Source organism: bacterium, assembly GCA_030655055.1.
Lineage (GTDB): Bacteria > Edwardsbacteria > AC1 > AC1 > EtOH8 > UBA5202.
In genome coordinates this window covers 1-14,613 of the sequence record JAURWH010000210.1, presented here as the reverse complement: position 1 = coordinate 14,613, position 14,613 = coordinate 1, and the positions used below count along the sequence as shown (strand labels likewise).

At 56.8% G+C, this 14,613-nt stretch carries 15 protein-coding genes; all 15 read left to right on the top strand.

All coding sequences use genetic code 11. The features are described 5' to 3' along the window. Positions 1-405, top strand: a 405-nt coding sequence (locus Q7U71_09795) for a fumarate hydratase (protein ID MDO9392050.1), incomplete at its 5' end; no start/stop codon positions are given. Then, positions 405-986: a FumA C-terminus/TtdB family hydratase beta subunit gene (locus tag Q7U71_09790; GenBank protein ID MDO9392049.1), complete on the top strand. Its 582-nt coding sequence runs from the start codon at positions 405-407 to the stop codon at positions 984-986. The genes Q7U71_09795 and Q7U71_09790, both read left to right, overlap by 1 nt. A gap of 67 nt (positions 987-1,053) precedes the next feature. Further along, the gene (locus Q7U71_09785; GenBank protein ID MDO9392048.1) at positions 1,054-2,016 is read left to right on the top strand and encodes an NAD(P)-dependent oxidoreductase; all 963 of its coding nucleotides are present in this window, start codon (positions 1,054-1,056) and stop codon (positions 2,014-2,016) included. A 65-nt stretch (positions 2,017-2,081) separates the two neighbouring features. Continuing rightward, positions 2,082-2,705 carry a methyltransferase domain-containing protein gene (locus Q7U71_09780; protein MDO9392047.1) on the top strand — a complete coding sequence of 208 codons (624 nt, stop codon included), beginning with the start codon at positions 2,082-2,084 and terminating at the stop codon, positions 2,703-2,705. A 202-nt stretch (positions 2,706-2,907) separates the two neighbouring features. Further along, positions 2,908-3,765 (top strand): DNA damage-inducible protein D, encoded by an 858-nt coding sequence (gene dinD, locus Q7U71_09775; protein MDO9392046.1) that lies wholly within the window; start codon positions 2,908-2,910, stop codon positions 3,763-3,765. A 107-nt stretch (positions 3,766-3,872) separates the two neighbouring features. Beyond that, positions 3,873-5,033 (top strand): ADP-forming succinate--CoA ligase subunit beta, encoded by a 1,161-nt coding sequence (gene sucC / locus Q7U71_09770; protein MDO9392045.1) that lies wholly within the window; start codon positions 3,873-3,875, stop codon positions 5,031-5,033. A gap of 1 nt (position 5,034) precedes the next feature. Continuing rightward, positions 5,035-5,907, top strand: coding sequence for a succinate--CoA ligase subunit alpha (sucD, locus tag Q7U71_09765; protein MDO9392044.1), 873 nt, complete (start codon positions 5,035-5,037; stop codon positions 5,905-5,907). A 68-nt stretch (positions 5,908-5,975) separates the two neighbouring features. Further along, the gene (locus Q7U71_09760) at positions 5,976-6,575 is read left to right on the top strand and encodes a DUF6144 family protein (protein ID MDO9392043.1); all 600 of its coding nucleotides are present in this window, start codon (positions 5,976-5,978) and stop codon (positions 6,573-6,575) included. Between the two features lie 63 nt (positions 6,576-6,638). Beyond that, positions 6,639-7,319 carry a hypothetical protein gene (locus tag Q7U71_09755; GenBank protein MDO9392042.1) on the top strand — a complete coding sequence of 227 codons (681 nt, stop codon included), beginning with the start codon at positions 6,639-6,641 and terminating at the stop codon, positions 7,317-7,319. A 184-nt stretch (positions 7,320-7,503) separates the two neighbouring features. Then, entirely contained in the window at positions 7,504-7,839 is a 336-nt protein-coding gene (locus Q7U71_09750; GenBank protein ID MDO9392041.1) for a DUF350 domain-containing protein, read from the top strand. Between the two features lie 44 nt (positions 7,840-7,883). Next, positions 7,884-8,264 carry a hypothetical protein gene (locus tag Q7U71_09745; protein MDO9392040.1) on the top strand — a complete coding sequence of 127 codons (381 nt, stop codon included), beginning with the start codon at positions 7,884-7,886 and terminating at the stop codon, positions 8,262-8,264. 79 nt (positions 8,265-8,343) lie between these two features. Further along, positions 8,344-8,808: a DUF192 domain-containing protein gene (locus Q7U71_09740; protein ID MDO9392039.1), complete on the top strand. Its 465-nt coding sequence runs from the start codon at positions 8,344-8,346 to the stop codon at positions 8,806-8,808. 244 nt (positions 8,809-9,052) lie between these two features. Continuing rightward, on the top strand, positions 9,053-12,523 hold the full coding sequence (locus tag Q7U71_09735; protein ID MDO9392038.1) for an alpha-amylase family glycosyl hydrolase: 3,471 nt from the start codon (positions 9,053-9,055) through the stop codon (positions 12,521-12,523). Beyond that, positions 12,523-13,605 (top strand): divergent polysaccharide deacetylase family protein, encoded by a 1,083-nt coding sequence (locus Q7U71_09730; GenBank protein ID MDO9392037.1) that lies wholly within the window; start codon positions 12,523-12,525, stop codon positions 13,603-13,605. Before Q7U71_09735 ends, Q7U71_09730 begins: the two co-directional genes overlap by 1 nt. Before the next feature lie 14 nt (positions 13,606-13,619). After that, a partial coding sequence (locus tag Q7U71_09725) for a CapA family protein (protein MDO9392036.1) occupies positions 13,620-14,613 on the top strand: 994 nt, incomplete at its 3' end.

Sequence of the window (14,613 nt, the reverse complement as noted above, 5' to 3'; positions counted from 1 at the left end):
GGCGGGGCCGAGAACACCAGCCGGCTGGCCATGCTAAAACCTTCGGACGGCCAGCAGGGGGTCATCTCCTTTGTAACAGTGGACGTGATCCAGGCCGGGGCCAATCCCTGTCCTCCGACGGTCATATGCGTGGGGATCGGCGGAAATTTTGAGCGCTGCGCGCTGCTGGCCAAAAAAGCTTTGATGTGGCCGGTGGGAAAGAGTAATCCGAACAAAAAATACGACCAGCTGGAAAAAAAGATCCTCAAAGCGGTCAATGCCTCGGGCCTGGGGCCGCAGGGCCTGGGCGGGACGGTCTCCTGTCTGGGCGTGCACATAGAGCACGAGCCCTGCCACATGTCCAGCCTGCCGGTGGCGGTGAACATCAACTGCCATGCGCACCGGCACCAGACGGTGGTATTGTGATGAAGGCGAAAAGAATATCCCTCCCGCTGGGCGGGGCCGAGGTCAGCCGGCTTAAAAGCGGCGACAGGGTTTTGATCTCGGGCGAACTGTTCACTGCCCGGGATGCGGTGCACCAAAGGTTCCATAAGCTGTTAGCCATGGGCTGTAAGCTTCCGGTAGATCTTAGGGGCCAGACGTTGTTCTACGCCGGGCCGGCCCCGGCCCCCAGGGGAAAGGTGATCGGCAGCATCGGGCCCACCACCAGCGGGAGGATGGATGCCTACACTCCCTTGCTTTTGGCCAGGGCCGGATTGAAGGCCATGATCGGCAAGGGTCGACGCAGTCCGGAAGTGATCGAAGCCATCAAGAAGAACAAGGCGGTGTATTTTGCCGCCACCGGCGGCGCGGCGGCCCTGCTGGCCCAAACTGTGGTCAGGGCCGAAACAGTCCTGTTTGCCGAGCTGGGCCCGGAGGCCGTGCTAAAGCTGACGGTGAAGGATCTTCCGGCGGTGGTGGCGGTGGACTGCCGGGGCCGGGATGTTTACGAGGAAGAGCCGAAGAAGTTCAGACCCCTCCCCTTCCCACTTTCGATAGTAAAGTAGGCGGTTCCTCTCAGTGCAGGCCCTCCCCGCTGCGGAGAGGGAATGTAAAAGATAAAAAAGTAAAGAGATGAACATACCATCAGAGGTCATACTTATCCAGACGCTGGGCGTGCCCCGGGAATTGGTGCAGCAGCGGTTTGCCGAGATACTGCCAGATCACATGCTGGTCTGGAAAGGTTCCGAGCTGGCCGAAGGCAAGCCGCTGGCCGAACTGGTGGGCGGCGCCAAGTACCTGATCACCGGCAGCCTGCCGATAGACGGCCAGACCATCCGCAACTGCGCGCTGTCCATGATCTCCATCTCCTTTACCGGGTACGACCATGTGGACCTGGCGGCCTGCCGGGAGAAGGGGATCGCGGTCTACAACACGCCGGGGTATTCCACCGCCTCGGTGGCCGAGCTGGCGCTGGGCCTGGCTTTGTCGCTCCTTCGCAATATCCCCAGGGGCGACACCCACACCCGCCAGACCGAACAGAAGTTCTTTGCCTTCCCGGATGGGGTGGAGCTGAAAGGCAAAACCGTGGGCATAGTGGGCACCGGAGCCACCGGGCTGGCCGCGGCCAAACTGTTTGCCGCCTTCGGCTGCAGGGTGCTGGGTTACAACCGGGTCAAGAAGGATGAGTTTGAGAAACTGGGCGGGACATATTGCGAGTTAGATGATCTGTTAAAACGCTCGGACATAGTTTCCCTGCACCTGGCGCTTAACGCCGGGACAAAACATATAATGAACGCGGAACGGATCGCCAAAATGAAGCCCTCGGCTTATCTGATCAACACCGCCCGGGGCGGGTTGATCGACGAGGCGGCTTTGGCCCAGGCGCTCAACGACGGGAAACTGGCCGGCGCCGGGCTGGACGTGTTCGGAAGCGAGCCGCCGGCCCAAGACAATCCCCTGCTGACCGCAAAGAATACAGTGCTGACGCCGCATTTGGGATATAAGACGCAGGAGGCGCTGTTGCGGAAGTTGGAAGTGACGTTCAGGAATATTTCGGGTTTTGAAAAGGGGATAGAGACTAACAGAGTGGCATAAAAAGCACGATATAGATTTCGCAACACCCATCAGACAATATTGTTTTAAGGAAGGAAAATTATAAGATGGAGAATTATTACGATGACAAATACAAACAAAACGGCTTTTATTGGGGGAAAACACCTTCAAAAACATGCTATAAAGCATTAGAACTCTTACCGCCCGTAAAACCTCTTAAATTACTTGTGATTGGTTGTGGCGAGGGCCGGAACGCTATCTTTTTTGCCAGGAACGGGTATCAAGTAACAGCCTTTGATCTATCTGCAAATGGTGTTGAAAAGACAAAACGTATGGCAGAAGAAGCAAAAGTATCTGTAAATGTTTTTCAAGCAGATATAAACGAGTATCGGTTAACCGATAATTATGACATTTTATTTTCAACGGGCGTATTGCATTATATACCTTTAGAAAAAAGATCTGAGATATTTGACGATTATAAAAACCACACAAATATTGACGGGCTACATGTCTTTTCGGTATTTATTAAAAAACCATTTATAGGGAAATCTCCGGAAAGTGAAACAACTGCACAAAAGTGGATATCTGGAGAACTGTTCACACATTATCACGATTGGGAAGTAGATTATTGTACCGAAGAGATTTTCGATTGTATGTCAAGTGGAATACCCCATAAGCACGCCACGAATAGAATTGTGGCCAGAAAGGTTACATCGCTTGCCACATTGTAAACATTAGTGGCACAAAGCTAAAAATAATATTTCAGTAATATGTCTAACGGAAAAGAATGAACATTCACGAATACCAAGCCCGCCAGCTGCTGCGCGACCATGGGATCCCGGTCAAGCCGGATTTCATGGCCAGTTTTGAAACCAACAAGGACTAAAGAAGGCTAAGAAATAGCGAAAAAGCCATATTAAAAAAGGCGAGAACGTGAGTAACTTAATAGCCAAAGAATATAAATCATTTGAAGCAATAAAGCATGTTTCGACTGATGGCACTGAATTCTGGTATGCCCGGGAGCTTGCTCCGGTACTTGAGTATGCCCAATGGAGAAACTTTGCCAAGGTATTAGAACGGGCAATACTGGCCTGCAAGAACAGCGGGTATCCAGTTTCCGATCATTTTGCTGAGGTCAGCAAAACGATAGAAATGCCAAAAACCGCCATAAAACAAGTTGTTGACTTCAAACTGTCCCGCTATGCCTGTTATCTGATCGTTCAAAATGGCGACCCCCGGAAAGAGGTCATCGCTTTGGGGCAAACATATTTTGCCATTCAAACGAGGAGGCAGGAAGTAGCCGACTATTTTAATCAGCTTGATGAGGACAACAAGCGCTTGGTGATACGGGGTGATATCAAACAATGGAATCAGATGCTGGCCGAAGCCGCCCACAATGCAGGCGTTATTACCGATCAAGAATATGCGGCTTTTCAGAATGCCGGTTATATGGGGCTTTATGGAGGGCTGAAAGTAGAGGATATTCATAAAAAGAAGGGACTGAAGAAAACCGATAGAATTCTTGATTTTATGAGCAGCACGGAATTGATAGCAAATTTGTTCAGAATATCACAAACCGAAGAAAAACTAAAAAAAGATAAAGCTGCAACTGCCGATGCCGCCAACGAAATCCATTTCATCGTCGGAAAAGAAGTCCGGGGAACAATTGAACGTGTGGGCGGCACTCTACCGGAAAAACTGCCGGTCCCAGGCAAAAGCATTACCGCCATTGAACGCGAACAACTGAAAAAACTAAAAAAATCACCCCATAAATTAATGCTGGACGAATAGGTACGGTTAGATAAAAGCCATTAAGCAGAGTCCGTTTATTTGGTCCCTTTTACGGCATTTTCAGGAAAAGTAATAATACATTTTATAAATTTAAATAAACCAACACCATGAACATTCACGAATACCAAGCCCGCCAGCTGCTGCGCGACCACGGGATCCCGGTCAAGCCGGATTTCATGGCCACCAGCGTTGACGAGGTGGAACAAAAACTATCCCGGCTGATCGGTCCGCCCTGGATCATCAAGGCCCAGGCCCACACCGGGGGACGGGGCAAGGCCGGCGGGGTCAAGCTGGCCAAGTCCAGGGAAGAGGCGCTGGCCCACTCAAAAAGCATTCTGGGCATGACGCTGGTAACGCCCCAGACCGGGCCCAGGGGAAAACTGGTCCGCCGGATAATGGTGGCCGAGGACACCCGCATCGCCAAGGAATACTACCTGGGCTTTTTGGCCGACCGGGCCACCGCCAGCTACATCTTCATCGGGTCCACCGAGGGCGGGGTGGAGATCGAAAAAGTGGCGGCGGAAACGCCGGACAAGATCATCAAGGTGACGGTCGACCCGGTGGCCGGCTACCGGGCCTACCACGGAACGGAGATGTCCCGCCAGCTGGGATTCAAAGGCGCTTTGGCCAAGCAGCTGGGCCAGGTGATGTCCGGGATGTACCAGCTGTTCATTTCCAAGGACGCCTCATTGGTGGAGATCAACCCGCTGGTGCGGACGCCGGAGGACACCCTGTTCGCGCTGGACGCCAAGGTCACTTTCGACGACAACGGCCTGGCCCGGCATCCCGAGATCGCCAGCCTGCGGGACATTGACGAGGAAGACCCCAACGAGGTGCTGGCCTCCAAACACGACCTCAGCTACATCAAACTGGACGGGACCATCGGCTGCCTGGTCAACGGGGCCGGTCTGGCCATGGCCACCATGGACATCGTCAAGCATTACGGCGGCAGCCCGGCCAACTTCCTGGACGTGGGCGGTTCGGCCTCCACCGAGAAGGTGACCGAGGCCTTCAAGATCATATTGTCCGACCCCAACGTCCGGGGCATACTGGTGAACATCTTCGGCGGGATCATGAAGTGCGACGTGATCGCCGAGGGGATAGTGGCGGCCTCCAAGACCCTTGGTGTGAAGGTCCCGATCGTGGCCCGGCTGGACGGCACCAATGTGGAACAGGGAAAAAAGATACTGGCCGGATCAGGTCTGAAGATAATCCCGGCTTCGTCGCTGGGCGAGGCGGCCCAGTTGATAGTAAAGGAGGCGAACTAACATGGCGATATTAGTTGATAAAAACACCCGCCTTATCTGCCAGGGCTTCACCGGGCAGCACGGCACCTTCCACTCTCTCAAATGCGCCGAGTACGGGACCAAGTTCGTGGGCGGAGTAGTGCCCGGCAAGGGCGGCACCATCCACGAAGGATATCCGGTGTTTGACACCGTGGCCGAGGCGGTGGAGAAACAGAAGGCCAATGCCACCATGATCTTTGTTCCGGCCCTGTACTGCCGGGACGCAATCCTGGAGGCGGTGGACGCCGGGCTGGAGCTGGTGATCTGCATCACCGAGGGCGTGCCGGCCAACGACATGATGTTCGTCAAGCGCTACCTGCAGGGCAAAAAGACCCGGCTGATAGGGCCCAACTGTCCGGGAGCCATCTCGCCGGGTAAGGCCAAGGTGGGCATCATGCCGGCCGCCATCCACAAGGAGGGCTCGGTGGGCGTGATCTCGCGCTCCGGCACTCTGACCTACGAAGCGGTCAACCAGTTGACCAAGCTGGGCATCGGCCAGAGCACCTGCATCGGCATCGGCGGCGACCCGGTGATCGGCACCAATTTCATAGACGCGCTGGAGCTGTTCAAGGCCGACAAGCAGACCAAGGCGGTGCTGATGATCGGCGAGATCGGAGGCTCGCTGGAGGAGGAAACCGCCCGCTGGATCAAGAAGAACTTTCCCAAGCCGGTGGCGGCCTTCATCGCCGGGGCCACCGCGCCGCCGGGCCGGCGGATGGGCCACGCCGGAGCCATCATCTCCGGGGGCAAGGGAACCTACGCCGAGAAGGTGAAAGTGCTTAAAGCCTGCGGCATCAAAGTGGCCAGGACCCCGGCCGAGATGGGCGAGACCATGAAGAAGGCCATGGGCAAGTAACAAAGATATCCAAGCTCTTGTCAATTTTCTTGTGAAAGGTATGTGACATGGCGTGGCTGGCGGATAAGATGAAAAAATGGGCGGCCCAGATAGACCGCCATGCGCCCGGCAAGGGAGATTCAGTGATCGCGGGCTATGACCAGATCCCGGACCGCCCGGAGGAGTACGCGGTCTGGTCGGAGCAAGCCATAAAGCGGATGGAGAATGCCGTTCCGGAACAGCCGGCCCGGGAGGAGATCATGCAGGGCAGGGCCTGTGTCTTTACCGAGGAATTCGGGACCGGGCCGATAGACGCCATGGCCAAGCTGTATGCCGAGACCCAAAGCGTGGACCGGGTGCTGGAAGCCATGGGCGCGGACAAGGGTAAATTCGGCCATCCCTACCGGGAGGGCAATGTGATCTACGAGATCCGCAGTCCGCGCGACCCGGAAGCCTTTGCCAAGGCCGCTACGCCCTACGAAAAACAAATGGCGGCCTGTTTCTGCCCTCTGATGCGCGCCACCAGGAATGTTATCACCAAAGAATACTGCCACTGCAGCGCGGGATGGTACAAGGGCATCTACGAAGGGATCTTCGGGACCAAGGTCCGGGTGGAAGTGCTGGAGGCCGTAATCAGCGGGGACGAGCACTGCAAGTTCGCCATCCATCTGCCCGGGGACTTTAAATAACGTATCCGCAGATTTCGCAGGTTGACGCAGATTTAACTTACCATATAAAGCGCTTCATTAAGAATGGAACAACAGAAGAACATTGCCTTGGATCTTTTCATCTCTCTTGTCTGGGCCTTGCTGCTGGGTGGAGTGCTGACCATTCTGATCATCCCCGGCACCAGAGAACTGTTTGTGATGACCACCCGGGCCCATCCCTACCTGATGGGGATGGCCAAGTTCATCCTGCTGGGGACCATGGGCGAACTGCTGAGCCGGAAAATTGTTTCCGGCAAATGGCAGCTGGCCGGGATCCGGCTGTGGCAGCGGGCCCTGGTCTGGGGACTGCTCGGGGTAATGATGACCCTGGCCTTTCCCCTGTTCTCGGCCGGGACGGAAGGCCTGCTGGACCAAGGCTACCTGCCGGGCCGGGGAACAGCCTGGCTGACCGCCTTCTGGAAATCCTTCTTCTTCCAGGCGGTGTTCGGGTTCCCCTTCATGACCTTTCACCGGATCACCGACACCCTGATCGACGGCAATAAGCTGTTCTCCAGGTGGCCGCTGATAGAGACTTACCGGAACATAGACTGGGACAATATGTTCAAAATAGTGGGCGGGTCCATCATCTGGTTCTGGCTGCCGGTCCAGTCGGTGAATTTCATGCTGCCGCCGGAGTTCCGGGTGGTGGTGGCGGCACTGCTGGCCATAGCGCTGGGATTGATCCTGGGGCTGGCCAAGCAAAAGGCGAAGAAGAAAGCGATTTGATCGGACCAAATCACCGGGGCAGACAGGATTAACATGATTTTACGGGGTTAATATTTACATATCATTAAATAATGCGCTCCTACTATCGCACGTTCTTGACAATTTGATTTAAAAGAGGTAACATATAAACCAGATTTCAAACAAACAAAACAACGGGTCAACATAAACATAAGGGGATGGTAAAATGAAAAAGCTTTCCGCCATGTCTCTGGTTCTGCTAACCGCCGCAACCTCATTATTCGCCCAGGCCCAGGTGGTGCAGGAAGGGGCCGGCCGGCCGGTCAACGTCAGCATATCTTTCGGAACCTGGATCATCAAGCTGTTGATGTCCCTGGGCTGGATACTGACCGCCTCCATCGGGTTCGCCCTGGGGGTGGGGATCGCCATCAAGGTCTTCGACGCCCTGTCCACCAACATCGACGAGTGGGAGGAGATCAAGAAAGGCAACTGGAGCGTGGCCCTGATCCTGATCAGCATGATTGTGATGGTGGGACTGTTGGCCATCTCGGTGCTGCGCTAAGGCCGCACCGCCCATTACCACAACTATTATAAGGAGGCCTGAACATGAAATGGAAGATCGCGATAGCCGCAGCCTTGCTGCTGCTGCTGTCTGCCGTTCCCGGAAGCGCTTACATCTACCGGGATGGCAGCCTTTCCCGCGGCCAGAGGATATACATCGACATCGAGATAAACTCCACCGGCAACTACCAAAGCCTGGCCTACATGGGCGCCAACGGAACGCTGGACGCCGACCTGTGCATCTATTCGCCCTACGGCAACAAGATATTCACCATGAGCGGGTCGGCCGAACAGAAGCCCCAGATGGTCACCTTCACCTATTCCGGGACCTACCGCTTCGAGATAGTGGGATACAGCGGATCGGGCAGTTACCTGCTGTTCCTGGGAGACAAGAACGAATGGGAACAGGTGGCCAACCGGCAGTGACCGCCAATAAACTTCGGGGAGGCAGGAAAACCTGCCTCCTCTTTTGCTGGGAGCAGAAACGCGGGAGTGGTATAATAATTTGAAGACCAATAACAGATATTTGATCGTCCTGGCCGCTTTCAGTCTGGCGGTACTGGCCGGGTGCCGTCAGGAACCTTTGCCCAAGGCCCCGGTGACCAAGGAATCCCGGCCGGGCAGGGTGCAGCTGGCCATCGGCGGGGCCAGGCTGTGGGTGGAAGTGGCCGGGGATGAGGCCGCCCGGTCCCAGGGCCTTATGTTCCGACGTCAGATGCCCCAGGACGAAGGGATGCTGTTCGTATTCGAGTATCCCCAGCCGCTTTCCTTTTGGATGAAGAACACCTACCTTCCTCTGGACATAGCCTTCGTGGCCCGGGACGGCAGCATCCTCAACATCCTCCGGATGAAACCGCTGGACGAAGGGCCGAGGTACCTGTCCCAGGGCCAGGCCCTTTACGCCATAGAGGCCAACGCCGGGTGGTTCCAGAGCCAGGGGATAAAAGCAGGCGATAAAGTGCATTTTTAAAGGTGGGAGATTTAACAAACGGAATCGCTTCCCTTCGCCCTTTCTATCTCTATAAGGAAACCATGAAGGCAGGAATAATTTCATGGCCTCATGGCTTCCTAATAAAAAGCATTTTATTGGATATGTTAAAGCCGGCCCTGATCAGGGCCGGCTTTTTGTCGAGCTTTCCGTAAAAACAGATTGCTTTATCCCCAAAATAAGGTATAATATTGGGGCATAACAGATCAGATAAAACCAATATTTAATGAACCGCAAAACCAAAATAATCCTGCCACCGGCAGTCTTTCCTTCCGGGCCCCATCCCGGCTATGAGTTTCACATCTCGGCCGCCGCCAGAAAGAAGTACGGCTGCGACGAGGGCCTTTTTTCCCTTTCCGGCAACGTGATACTGGCCGATCTGGGCGCCGCCCGGCAATTGGCCTATAAAATGAACCGTTCAGGGGTTCAGATCACGGCCGGACAGCTGGCCGCCATGGGCCTGATCGACGAGCTGCAGCACTATGTGATAGCCCAGTACCGGGCCCGGGTCAACCAGAAGGCATTTTCCCAGGCCCTGACGCACCTGGACCGGGAGCTTTCCCCGGCGGATACCAACGGCTGCCTGACCGAATTCGTCAAAACCTTTCCCCCGCTTTTAGTGCACCGCCGCCAGATCACCCTGGCCGAATACCTGAAAGGCAGCACCGCCAAGGTGCCCCACCAGGAGATCTCCCTGGAGGAAATGCTGCTGCTGTGGACCGCCAACCAGAACCCGGCCCTGGAGCCGTTCGGGGAATTGTTCGGCGACCTGCCGTTGCGGCAGAACAGCCGGTATCCGGAGTTAACGGAATCGCTGAAGATCTTCTTTTCGGGACAGCCCGGGTTCGGCCCCTTTAACCAGAACCTGGTGGAACTGCTGCTGGCTCCTTCCAAGGCCCATCCCCATTCGCTGACGGACCAGCTGACCTACATCAAACTCCATTGGCTGGAGATACTGCCGGCCGGGGCGCTGGAACGGCTGTTCCAAAAACTGCTGCTGGCGCTGGACATCATTAGGGAAGAGGAGCGGATGCGAGGCGGCGGGCCGGGACCGTCTCAGGTGCTGGATTTCAGCGGAGCCGGGGCAGGCGCCAAAGCCGGCCCGGAGTACGAGCCAAAAGCCTTTTCCCCGGACCTGGACTGGATGCCCAACGTGGTTATGATGGCCAAGAACGCCCCGGTCTGGCTTTTCCAGCTGTCGCAAAAATACGGATATCCTATAACCGCCCTGGACCAGATCCCCGACCGGGAGCTGGAACTGCTGGCCCGGCGGGGCTTCAATTCCCTGTGGCTGATCGGCATCTGGCAGCGCAGCCCGGCCTCCCGCCAGATCAAGCAGATGACCGGGAACCAGGAAGCGCTGGCCTCGGCCTATTCGCTTTACGATTACTCCATCTCCCACGACCTGGGCGGGGACCCGGCCTACTGGAACCTGAAGGACAGGGCCCAGCGCTGCGGGATACGGCTGGCGGTGGACATGGTGCCCAACCACACCGGCCTGTATTCCCGGTGGATAGTGGAGCATCCCGACTGGTTCGTCCAGACCTCCCAGCCGCCGTTTCCCGGTTACACCTTCAACGGCCCCGATCTTTCGGAGGACCCAGGCATCGGTCTTTTCATAGAGGACGGCTACTGGAACCGCCGGGATGCGGCGGTGGTCTTCAAGCGCCTGGACAGGAATTCCGGAGAGGCCCGCTACATCTATCACGGCAACGACGGCACCCACCTGCCCTGGAACGACACCGCCCAGCTGAACTTTCTGCTGCCGGCGGTGCGGGAGGCGGTGATGGAGAAGATCCTGAACGTGGCCCGCTATTCCTCCATCATCCGCTTTGACGCGGCCATGACCCTGGCCAAGCGCCATTACCAGAGGCTGTGGTTTCCGGAGCCGGGCTCGGGCGGCGACATCCCCTCCCGGGCCGGCCAGGGCCTGTCCCGCCAGGACTTCGAGCGGGCCTTCCCGGCCGAGTTCTGGAGGACCGTGGTGGACCGGATCGCCGCCGAGGCCCCCCAGACCCTGCTGCTGGCCGAGGCCTTCTGGCTGATGGAGGGGTTCTTCGTGCGGACCCTGGGGATGCACCGGGTCTACAACAGCGCCTTCATGAACATGCTGAAGAAGGAGGAGAATACCAACTACCGGACGGTGATCCGGAACGTGCTGGAATTCAACCCCGAGATACTGAAGCGCTTTGTCAACTTCCTCAGCAACCCCGACGAGGAGCCGGCCGCCGCCCACTTCGGCAGGGGGGACAAGTATTTCGGGGTCTGCGCCATGATGGCCACCCTGCCCGGCCTGCCGCTGTTCGGCCACGGTCAATTGGAGGGCTTTGGCGAAAAGTACGGGATGGAGTACGGCCGTTCCTACCAGAACGAGACCGAGGACCAGGGGCTGATGGAACGGCACCAGCGGGAGATCTTTCCCCTGCTTAAAAAGCGCCATCTGTTCAGCGGGGTGGACCAGTTCGCCTTTTACGACGCGGTCTCGGAACAGGGCCACATCCATCCGGACATTTATGCCTACTCCAACGGGCAGGGGACGGAACAGGCCCTGTTCATTTACAACAACCGGTTGCAGTCGGTGGCGGGATGGATACGGGAAACGGTCAGCCAGCGCCGGGACGAGAACGACAGGCAGGCCGGGAAAAGCAGCCTGGCCCAGCGCCTACGGCTGACGCCCGGCGGCTGGTACATCTTTAGGGACGAGGTCTTGGGCCTGGAGTACATCAAGCCGGCCGGTGAGCTGATTGAGAAGGGATTATATTTCAGCCTGAACGGTTACCAGTATGATCTGCTTTCTTCCTTCCGCAAGGTGGAGGGGGAAGAATACGGGAATTTGTGCCGGCATCTGTCGGGCCGGGGCGTGCCGGACATGGGCCGGGCCTTGTGGGAGCTGAAGCTGGCCGGTGTGCTTAAAGAAGTATCAGGGCTTTTCCTTCCGCTGGCGTCGGCGGACTTCGTCCGGGAATATCTGGCTTCTCCGGAAAAGCAGACAGTCCTCATATCGCAGCAAAACTCCTCCCTGAAAAGATATTTCATAGAAGCCGAAAAGGTCATTGGTCCGCTGTCTGCTGATGGCGATGTCATCCGGCAGGCTGAAAAACAGACCGGATCGATCTTCAGGCTGGCCAATGGGCCGGAGCTCAAAAGCATCAGAGCCTCGCGCCCTGGACAAAAATATTTAAAGGCTATTCCCGAAGCTGAAGTGTCTTTTACTCTGTTAAACGATCCCGGATACAAGTTCTTATATGCCTTACTGCTTCAGAAGACCCTCCGCCAGGGGCTGGGTGATGCTGCCTCCACCGGGCTGTTCGGGGAAAAGGCCGCAGAGTCACTGCGGGCCGGGGGCGTGGCCCGGGAAACAGCCTTGCAAATGCGCTGGTTGTGGGAGAACCTGGTATCGCCTGAAACAATCAGGGACCACTTACTGGAGGACGCCGGCAGATTAAAAGATTTCTTAAGCCAGCCCCGGGTGCAGGAATTCCTGGGGTGCAACTGGCACCAGGGGATATTGTGGTTCAACCGGGAAAGGTTCCTTACCCTGCTGTACTGGCAGACGGTGGTCTCCCTGCTGGAGGAAGGTCCGGGAATCATGACGGTCAAGAGGATGCTGCGGATCTTCAAGATCGTCAGAAAGCATGCCCAGACAGCCGAAGAATCAGGCTATGACCTCACCAAATATACTGGCACGATAAGCTGATGGCAAAAAAGAAAAACAACAACTTCATGGGCATGATCCTGGCCCTGGCGGCCATTGTGGCCGCCGCCCTGGTCATAAAATATTTGTGGAGCAGCGGGGTGAAGATCCCCCGGCCCGGCCCGGTCTCCTTTGCCCGGGAGGCCGGAGGGCTTAAGGCCTTTGACGAGGCCCTGGCCGGCTTGAAGGACGACAGCCTGGCGGTCAGGCCGTTGACGGTTGGGCCGGACTCGGGAACCTGGTATCAGATAGCGGTCGGCAAGGATGTTTCCTATATTCTGCTGAACCTGCGCCTGAGCCGGATGGCAGGATCCTGCGGGCTTAAGACCGTGGCGGCCGAAGAGGACAGCAAAAAACAGACGCTTAAGCTGAGCTATGCCTTTCAGGAGACCCTGACGGTAAATATCCTGGTGAAAAGGAAAAGGTCCGAGATCATTCCCCCGGCCGCAAAACCCCGGATGGTGATCGTAATATACAACTGGCCCCCTCAGGATACCAAGACCGCCCAGGAATTCCTGAACTGTCCCCAGGCGGCAACCCTGATAATCAAGGCGTCGGCCAAAAATATCAGCAAAACGGTTCTGGCGGCCCTGCCGCTGGAGCCCAAGGGATACCCCCGCCAGGACCCCGGCCCCGGCACGATCCTGGTGGATGACTCGGATCTTAAGATCAAAAGCAAGATGGACCAGGCTTTAAAGTTTTATCCCAAAGCCGCCGGTTTTTACGCCGTGGCCGGATCCCGGGCGCTGGAGGATTCCCGGGTCTGCAGCATTGTTCTTAAATACTGCCTCCAAAAGGGCCTGATCTTCATGGAACCCCAGCCCTCCACCCGTTCCCTGGCCTTTGAACTGGCCGGCCAGCTGGAATGCCGGTACCTGAAGCCGGATATGGTCATTGAAGCCAAGGATTCCCGTTCTTCCGCCGCTGGGCAATTGGGCAAGGCGCTGAGCGCCTGCCGGGAAAAGGGCCGGTACATTGTCCTGGCCCCGGCCAGCCCGGCCTTCATCAAGGCCCTTAAGGAGACGGCGGGAGAAAAAACGAAAAAGGAGTTTGACTTTATTTCGGTCTCCAGGATCGGCCAATAAAAACGTCCGCAAGAATGAGAAAAATACTGGCCATAGTTCTTCCCGCTGCGATGCTGGCGGGGGCGTTGATCACAACCCCGGTCCGGGCGCAGAACGATCCCGCCATCCGGTTCTGCCTGGCCGGGGACATCATGCTGGGACGGGGGGTAAAGAGGATGTCGGACAGATACGGCACAGGCTACCCCTTTGCGGAAACCTGTTCCCTCACTGCCGGAGCCGATATTACCATCGGCAACCTGGAATCCCCTTTGACCTCGGCCGAAAACCAAAGCACCAGCCCCTGGCATTTTAAGGGCGACACCATCACCGCCGCCCTGGAACTTAAGAAGGCGGGGTTCGACATGGTGTCCCTGGCCAACAACCACGCCCTGGACTGCGGCAGCCAGGGCCTTTTTAATTGCACCGGGGTGCTGGATACCGCGGGCATCGCCTACGGCGGGCTGGCTCGAACAATGTTTGATCCATCCGGGGATACCGTGATCCTGGCCCGGCCGTCATATCTTCGGGTCAAAAATAAAAAGATAGGCCTGGTGGCCTTTTGCGAACCGTATCTGCTGGACATTGCCAGGGACTACGGCGCCGGTCTGATAGCCCCGGCCGACTCGGCCTGCGTGGCCCGTTCCATCGCCGCCATCCGCGATTCCTGCGACATCATCGTCGCCTCTTTCCACTGGGGCTTTGAGTACAAGGATCATCCGGCCCGGACCCAGAAAAAACTGGGCCGGCTGGCCATAGACTGCGGGGCCAAACTGGTGCACGGCCATCATCCCCACGTTTTGCAGGGGGTGGAGTTTTATAACGGAGGACTGATAGCCTACAGCCTGGGGAACTTCATCTTCGACCAGAATAATCAGATCTGCCGGGAAAGTGCCCTGCTGTTTGTGGAACTTAAGGGAGATTCTCTGACGGCGGTCTCGATGGTTCCCCTGGAGATAGTGAGTAACCGGCCGGTTCCGGCCGGGAGGAAGAAGGCCCGGGGCATCCAAACCAGGCTGCGGCAATTATGCC